Annotated in this window: 7 protein-coding genes; 4 read left to right on the top strand and 3 right to left on the bottom strand. The window is 78.9% G+C overall.

The window, feature by feature from the left end; translation table 11 throughout:
• Positions 1 to 11 precede the first annotated feature (11 nt).
• A complete protein-coding gene (locus ACRYM2_RS22680; RefSeq protein WP_432524934.1) occupies positions 12 to 413 on the bottom strand; it encodes an OsmC family protein in 402 nt (133 codons plus the stop codon).
• On the opposite strand from ACRYM2_RS22680, the gene ACRYM2_RS22685 reads away from it, so the two are divergent.
• The 4 genes from ACRYM2_RS22685 (at position 403) to ACRYM2_RS22700 (ending at position 3,502) form a co-directional block, all read left to right on the top strand.
• Positions 403 to 564 (top strand): hypothetical protein, encoded by a 162-nt coding sequence (locus ACRYM2_RS22685; protein WP_432524935.1) that lies wholly within the window; start codon positions 403 to 405, stop codon positions 562 to 564. The two genes, ACRYM2_RS22680 and ACRYM2_RS22685, sit on opposite strands and share 11 nt — an antisense overlap.
• Positions 561 to 986 (top strand): hypothetical protein, encoded by a 426-nt coding sequence (locus tag ACRYM2_RS22690; protein WP_432524937.1) that lies wholly within the window; start codon positions 561 to 563, stop codon positions 984 to 986. The genes ACRYM2_RS22685 and ACRYM2_RS22690 overlap by 4 nt, the downstream gene beginning before the upstream one ends.
• 69 nt (positions 987 to 1,055) lie before the next feature.
• The gene (locus tag ACRYM2_RS22695; protein ID WP_432524938.1) at positions 1,056 to 2,594 is read left to right on the top strand and encodes a diguanylate cyclase domain-containing protein; all 1,539 of its coding nucleotides are present in this window, start codon (positions 1,056 to 1,058) and stop codon (positions 2,592 to 2,594) included.
• A gap of 95 nt (positions 2,595 to 2,689) precedes the next feature.
• Entirely contained in the window at positions 2,690 to 3,502 is an 813-nt protein-coding gene (locus tag ACRYM2_RS22700) for an alpha/beta fold hydrolase (protein ID WP_432524939.1), read from the top strand.
• Here the strand turns inward: ACRYM2_RS22700 and ACRYM2_RS22705 are convergent.
• Positions 3,459 to 4,352: a diacylglycerol/lipid kinase family protein gene (locus tag ACRYM2_RS22705; protein ID WP_432524940.1), complete on the bottom strand. Its 894-nt coding sequence runs from the start codon at positions 4,350 to 4,352 to the stop codon at positions 3,459 to 3,461. The two genes, ACRYM2_RS22700 and ACRYM2_RS22705, sit on opposite strands and share 44 nt — an antisense overlap.
• Complete coding sequence (locus ACRYM2_RS22710) at positions 4,349 to 5,395, bottom strand: D-2-hydroxyacid dehydrogenase (protein ID WP_432524942.1); 1,047 nt, start codon at positions 5,393 to 5,395, stop codon at positions 4,349 to 4,351. Before ACRYM2_RS22710 ends, ACRYM2_RS22705 begins: the two co-directional genes overlap by 4 nt.
• Between the last annotated feature and the right edge of the window lie 69 nt (positions 5,396 to 5,464).

Here is a 5,464-nt window from a genome sequence, read left to right on the forward strand (position 1 = left end):
GCGCCGGCCGCTCAGCCGGCGCCGGGCAGGCGCACCGCGAAACCCGTGCGCACCGCCGCCAGGACCGTCGACGCCTCCAGCGCGGCCCGCACCAGCGCCCCGGTGTCCACCCCGTCGCCGGCCGACACCCGCACGTCCACGTCCGCACCGGTGACCCGGCCGTCCTCGACGTCGACCTCCACCCGCACCTCCAGCGCCTCCAGCTCCACGCCGCGCGCGTGCGCCGCGCACCGCAGGTCGTTGGCCAGGCACCCGCCCACCGCCAGCGCCAGCAGCTGGCCGCCGTTGAACCCCAGGCCGGCGCCGCCGGCCACGCCGTCCGGGCGGTCCACCACCACCGAGTGCCGCCCGCTCGTGCCCACCGCCGCCGCCGTCCCCGGCAGCGACCGCACCCGCGCCTCGATGCCCGTCACCTCCCCGATGCTCCTCCCGCGCGCGGGCCGCGGGAAGGGGGTGCGCGCCCCGCGCGGTGCCGGGGGCGCACCCCGCGCCGCCTACCATGAGCGCGTGCAGGACGTGCAGCAGGACGTGCAGGAGCGCGCGCGGCGGGAGGCCCGCTCGTGAGCGCCACCGTCGGTCCGCCGCTGTCCCCGCAGCGGCGGGCGACGGCGGTGCGCGCCTTCGACGCGCTGGCCCCGCAGGACCGCAGGGACGTCCTCGCGCTGGCCCGCCAGGGCCGCCGCCACCCCGACGAGCGCGTCGCCGCCGTCGCCTGGTGGTACGCCGCCTCCGTGCTGCAGCCGCGCTGGTACAACCGGCTGCCGCTGGCCGTGGCGCCGGCCGCCGCGCTCGCGCTCCTGGCGGTGGCCCTGCTGCTGGACGCCTGGCCCGTGGCGCTGCTGGCGCTGCTCGTGCTGCTCGCCGGTGCGGGCCTGGCCCGCCAGCGGCTGTCCACCGCGCCGCTGCTGCGCCTGATGCGCCCCACCGACGCCGCCGCCGACCCCGGGACCCCCGCGGGCACCGGCGACGAGACCGGCACCGGCTGACCCGTGCGTGCGCGTCCGGACGGGTGCCCGCCCGTCAGGTCGCCCGCACGGGACGCCGATGGCTCCTGCGTGCGGACTCGCCCGAGCAGCGGACGGGACGCGCCGCAGCGGCCCCGCCGCCTCGGCGCGGACCTCGGCGCGCTCGCCGGGCTGCTGCTGGCCCTCGCGCTCGCCCAGGCCCTGCTCGGGCGCGGCAGCGACGGGGCCCTCGTGCTCTTCGGCGCCACCGAGGCGGCCACCGCCCTGCTGGCCGCCGGCGCCGCCCGCACCCGCGCCCGCCTGCTGCCGGCGGGGTGCGCCGCCCGGCGCAGCTGGCTGCTGTTCGCCGGCGCCTGCGCCGCGTGGGGACTGGGGCAGGTGCTGTTCGCCTCCCAGGACGTCGTCGGCCTCGACCCGCCGTCCACCTCGTGGTTCGACGTGCCGTTCACCGCCTGGGGCGTGCTGCTGGTCGCCTCCGCGGCCGCCCACCTGCGCGGGCGGGTGCGCCCCCACCACGGCGCGCGCGCGCTGCTCGACGGCGCGCTGCTCGGCCTGGGCCTGCTGATCGTCGTGTGGGTCGGCTGGCTCGGCGACGCCGTCGCCGCCCACGAGGGCCCGCCCGCCGGCCTGGTCGCGCCGCTGGGCTACCCGCTCGTCGGCGTCGTCTTCCTCGTGGCCACCCTGGTGGCCGTCGCCCGCGGCGGCGGCGGGCGCACCGTGCTGCTCGTGGTGGCCGGCGCGTGCCTGGGCCTGGCCGCCGACGCCAGCTACGCCTACGGCGCCGTCTCCGCGGAGGGCTTCGCCACCGGCGGCCCGGCCGACTTCGCCTGGGTCGCCGCCTTCGGCCTCTACGCCCTCGCCGCCCGCCACGACCGCGAGCAGCCGGTGCCCCGCAGCGAGACCCGCACCCCCGCCCGGGACCTGCTGGTGCCCTACGCCGCCCTCGCGCCCGCGACGGCCTGCGCGGCCGTGCGGCTGTGGTCCGGCCCCGACCGCGTCGTGCTCGTGCTGGCCCTGGCCGGCGTGCTGCTGGCGATGGTGCGCCAGTTCCTCGTCCTCGACGACCACCGCCGGCTGCTGCGCGTGGCGGAGGCGCAGCGCGCCGCCCTCGACGCGCTGGCCCACGTGGACCCGCTCACCGGCCTGGAGAACCGCCGCCGCTTCGGCGAGCGGCTGCAGGAGGCGGTGCGCGCCGCGCTGGCCGAGGGGCGCCCGGTGCTCGTGGCCTTCGTCGACCTGGACCGCTTCAAGCAGGTCAACGACACCCTCGGCCACCAGGCCGGCGACGACCTGCTGCGCGGGGTGGCCGACCGGCTGCGCGGCTGCCTGCGCGCCGGCGACTGCGCCGCCCGCTGGGGCGGGGACGAGTTCGCCTTCCTCGTCACCGACCCCGGTGTCGACGCCGCGGCGGTGGTGGCCCGGCTGCGGGCGGCGATGAGCGAGCCGTTCGAGATCGCCGGCACCCGGGTGCGCGCCACCGCCAGCATCGGCGCCGTCGCCGAGGACCCCCGCGACCTGCCGGTCACCGGCCCGCCGTCCGCCGTGGTGGAGGCCCTGCTGGCCGCCGCCGACGCCCGCATGTACGCGGTGAAGCGGGCCGGGCGCGGCTCCGCCGCCGCCGGCGGCTAGCGTCCCCGGCCGTGCCCGCGCCCGCCCCGCCCCCCCACCCGCCGCCCCACCCGCCGCCTCACCCGCCGCCCCACCCACCGGCCGCCCCACCGCCCGTGCGGACCCTGCGCGTGCCCGTGGCGGGCGGGGTCCTGGCCGCCACGGTGGCCGACCGCGACGCGGCGACGGTGCTGCTGCTGCCGGGCCAGTCGCTGGGCCCGGACGTCTTCGACGGGGTCCTGGCCGACCTCGCCGGCGACTTCCGGGTCGTCGTCGCCCACACCCGCGGCACCGGGGAGGCCGACGTGGCGCCCGGGGACTGGACGACCCGCACCTTCGCCGCGGACGCGCTGGCCGTCCTCGACGCCCTCGGCGTCGCCCGCGCGCACGTCTACGGGTTCTCCATGGGCGGCCGCGTCGCGCAGGTGCTGGCCGCCGAGCACGCCGAGCGCGTCGGCTCCCTCGTCCTGGGCGCCACCGGCCCCGGTGGCGCCCACGAGGTCCCGCGCACGGGCGAGGTCACCCGCGCCCTGCGGCACACGGGGTCGCCCGCCGGTCTCACGGCGCTCGCGGAGCTGTTCTTCACCCCCGGCTGGATCGCCGCCCACCCGGCGACGGCGGCCCGGTTCGCACCGCGCGGCACCCCCCGGGCGCGCCGCGCCCACCACGCCGCCAGCACCGGTCACGACGGCTGGGACCTGCTCCCCCGCATCGCGGCGCCCACCCTCGTCCTGCACGGCGAGGACGACGCCCTGACACCCGTCGCCAACGCCGCGCTGCTGGCCGGGCGGGTGCCCGGCGCGCGGCTGCGCACCTTCCCCGGTGCCCGCCACGGCTACCTGGAGCAGGAGCGGCCGCAGTCCTCGGAGGTGGTGCGCGCCTTCCTCAGCGGACGGTGCGCAGCGCCAGCGGCAGGCAGCGCACCGTGAGGGTGGAGCCGGCGTCCACCTGGAACACCTCGCCGTCCAGCTGCAGCGGCATCGGCGACTCGGTGCGGAAGACGTAGGGCGTCCTGCGGGACTCCACCTCGTGCGCCCCGCGCAGCACCCGGGCGAACTCCGCCAGCAGCCGCAGCTTGCCGCGGTGCGGGATGAGCAGCGTCTCGAAGCGCCCGTCGTCGGGGGCGGAGTCCTCCGACAGCTGCGCGTACTTGGCCATCCGGTCGATGTTGGCGAACACCAGCGAGTCGATGCGCAGCCGCCGGCCCTCGTGCACGATCGCCAGCGGCCGGTAGCTCCAGAACGCGCGCACGACGAGCATGGACTCCTTCACCGCGTCCAGGTCGTGCTCGTTGAGCGCGGCCGCCGCGACGGGGGTGATGCCGATGCCGGCGTAGGAGTGCGCCACCCGGCTGCGGCCGGCGCCGCTGACCTCCAGCAGGTCCATCCGCACCGGCGGCCTGCCGTGCACGGCGTCGACGACGGCCTCCACCAGCGGGCGCTCGTGGGTGGCGGTCGCGTGGTCGTTGGCGTTGCCCGAGGGCAGGACCGCCGCCAGGCCCGGGTGCCCGTCCCGCTCGGCGGCCACCAGGCCGTTGACGACCTCGTGGTAGCCGCCGTCGCCGCTGGCGGAGACCACCAGCGTCCCCGGCCGCCCCGTCACCGCCTCCCGGGCCAGGTCCTCGGCGTGGCCGGCGTGCTCGGTCTCCCGCAGCTCCACCTCCAGCTCCGGCACCCGCTGCTGCAGCTGCTCCTGCAGGTGGCGGGCGTTGTCCGGCCCGTCCCCGGTGCTGTTGGGGTTCAGCACGACGACGACGCGGGTCAGGGGTGCGGAGCTCACGCCTGCACCGTAGGGGCTGCGGCGTAGCCGTGCGCGGTGTCGACCACGTGCAGCAGCGCCTGACCGGCCGCGAACCGGCGCACCTGCTCGTGCAGCAGCTGCTCCAGGCGCTCGTCGAAGCCCGCCGCGTCACCGGCCAGGTGCGGGGAGACGATCGCGCCCGGCTCCTCCCACCACGGGCTGTCCGCCGGCAGCGGCTCGGTGCGCCACACGTCCAGCGCTACCCCGCCCAGGCGCCCGGCGCGCAGGGCCTCCAGCAGCGCGTCCTCGTCGACGACCGGGCCCCGGCCCACGTTGACGACGATCGTGCCGGGGCGCATCGCGGCCACGACCTCGCGGCCCACCAGGCCCCGGGTGGCCGCCGACAGCGGCGCGGTGACGACGACGACGTCGTAGCCGCCGACCAGGGCCGCCAGCCCCGCCGGGCCGTGCAGCGCCCCGAAGGGGGCCATCGGCGCCCGCGGACTGCGCACCACCCCGTCGACGGCCACGCCGAGCGCCGCGAGCAGCCGCCCGGCCTGCGTGCCGATGGAGCCCGCGCCGACGACGAGGGCCCGCCGGCCCGCCAGCCCCAGCGTCGTGCGGTGCTGCCAGCGGTGCCCGGCCTGCAGCCGCAGCGTGGTCGGCAGGTCCTTGCAGAACGCCAGGACGCAGGCCAGCACGTACTCGGCGATGTCGCGGTCCAGCACCCCGCGGCTGCACGTGAGCACGGCCGGCCGGGTGCGCAGGTGCTCCAGCAGGGCGCCGGACAGCAACCGGTCCGGGCCCGCGCTGCTGGTGTGCACCCACCGCAGCCGCGGCAGCGCCCCGGCGCCCTCCCGTGCGGCGTCGATCGCGGCGTCGATCGCGGCGTCGATCGCGGCGTCGAAGCCGTCCCAGACGACGAGGGCGTCGGCGGCGGCCAGGGCCCCGGGCAGCGCCGGGTCGCGGGGGCCCACCACCCGCACCCGCGCGGACTCCCGCAGCGGCATCGGGTCCGGGCAGCTGCCGACGGGGACGACGAGGAGGTCGGGGACGTCAGGGGCGTCGGGGAGCGCGCTCACCGCCCCAGTCTCCCCGCCGCGCCCCCTCCCCTTCCGTGGTGATCTTCCACGGTGCACCGTGGAAGATCA

It is taken from the genome of Kineococcus aridisoli (assembly GCF_050871885.1).
GTDB lineage: Bacteria > Actinomycetota > Actinomycetes > Actinomycetales > Kineococcaceae > Kineococcus.

What these genes read in the sequence shown, in the direction of transcription:
- ACRYM2_RS22685 (WP_432524935.1), top strand. Translation starts at nt 403, where the DNA reads ATGCCCGTCACCTCCCCGATGCTCCTCCCGCGCGCGGGCCGCGGGAAG.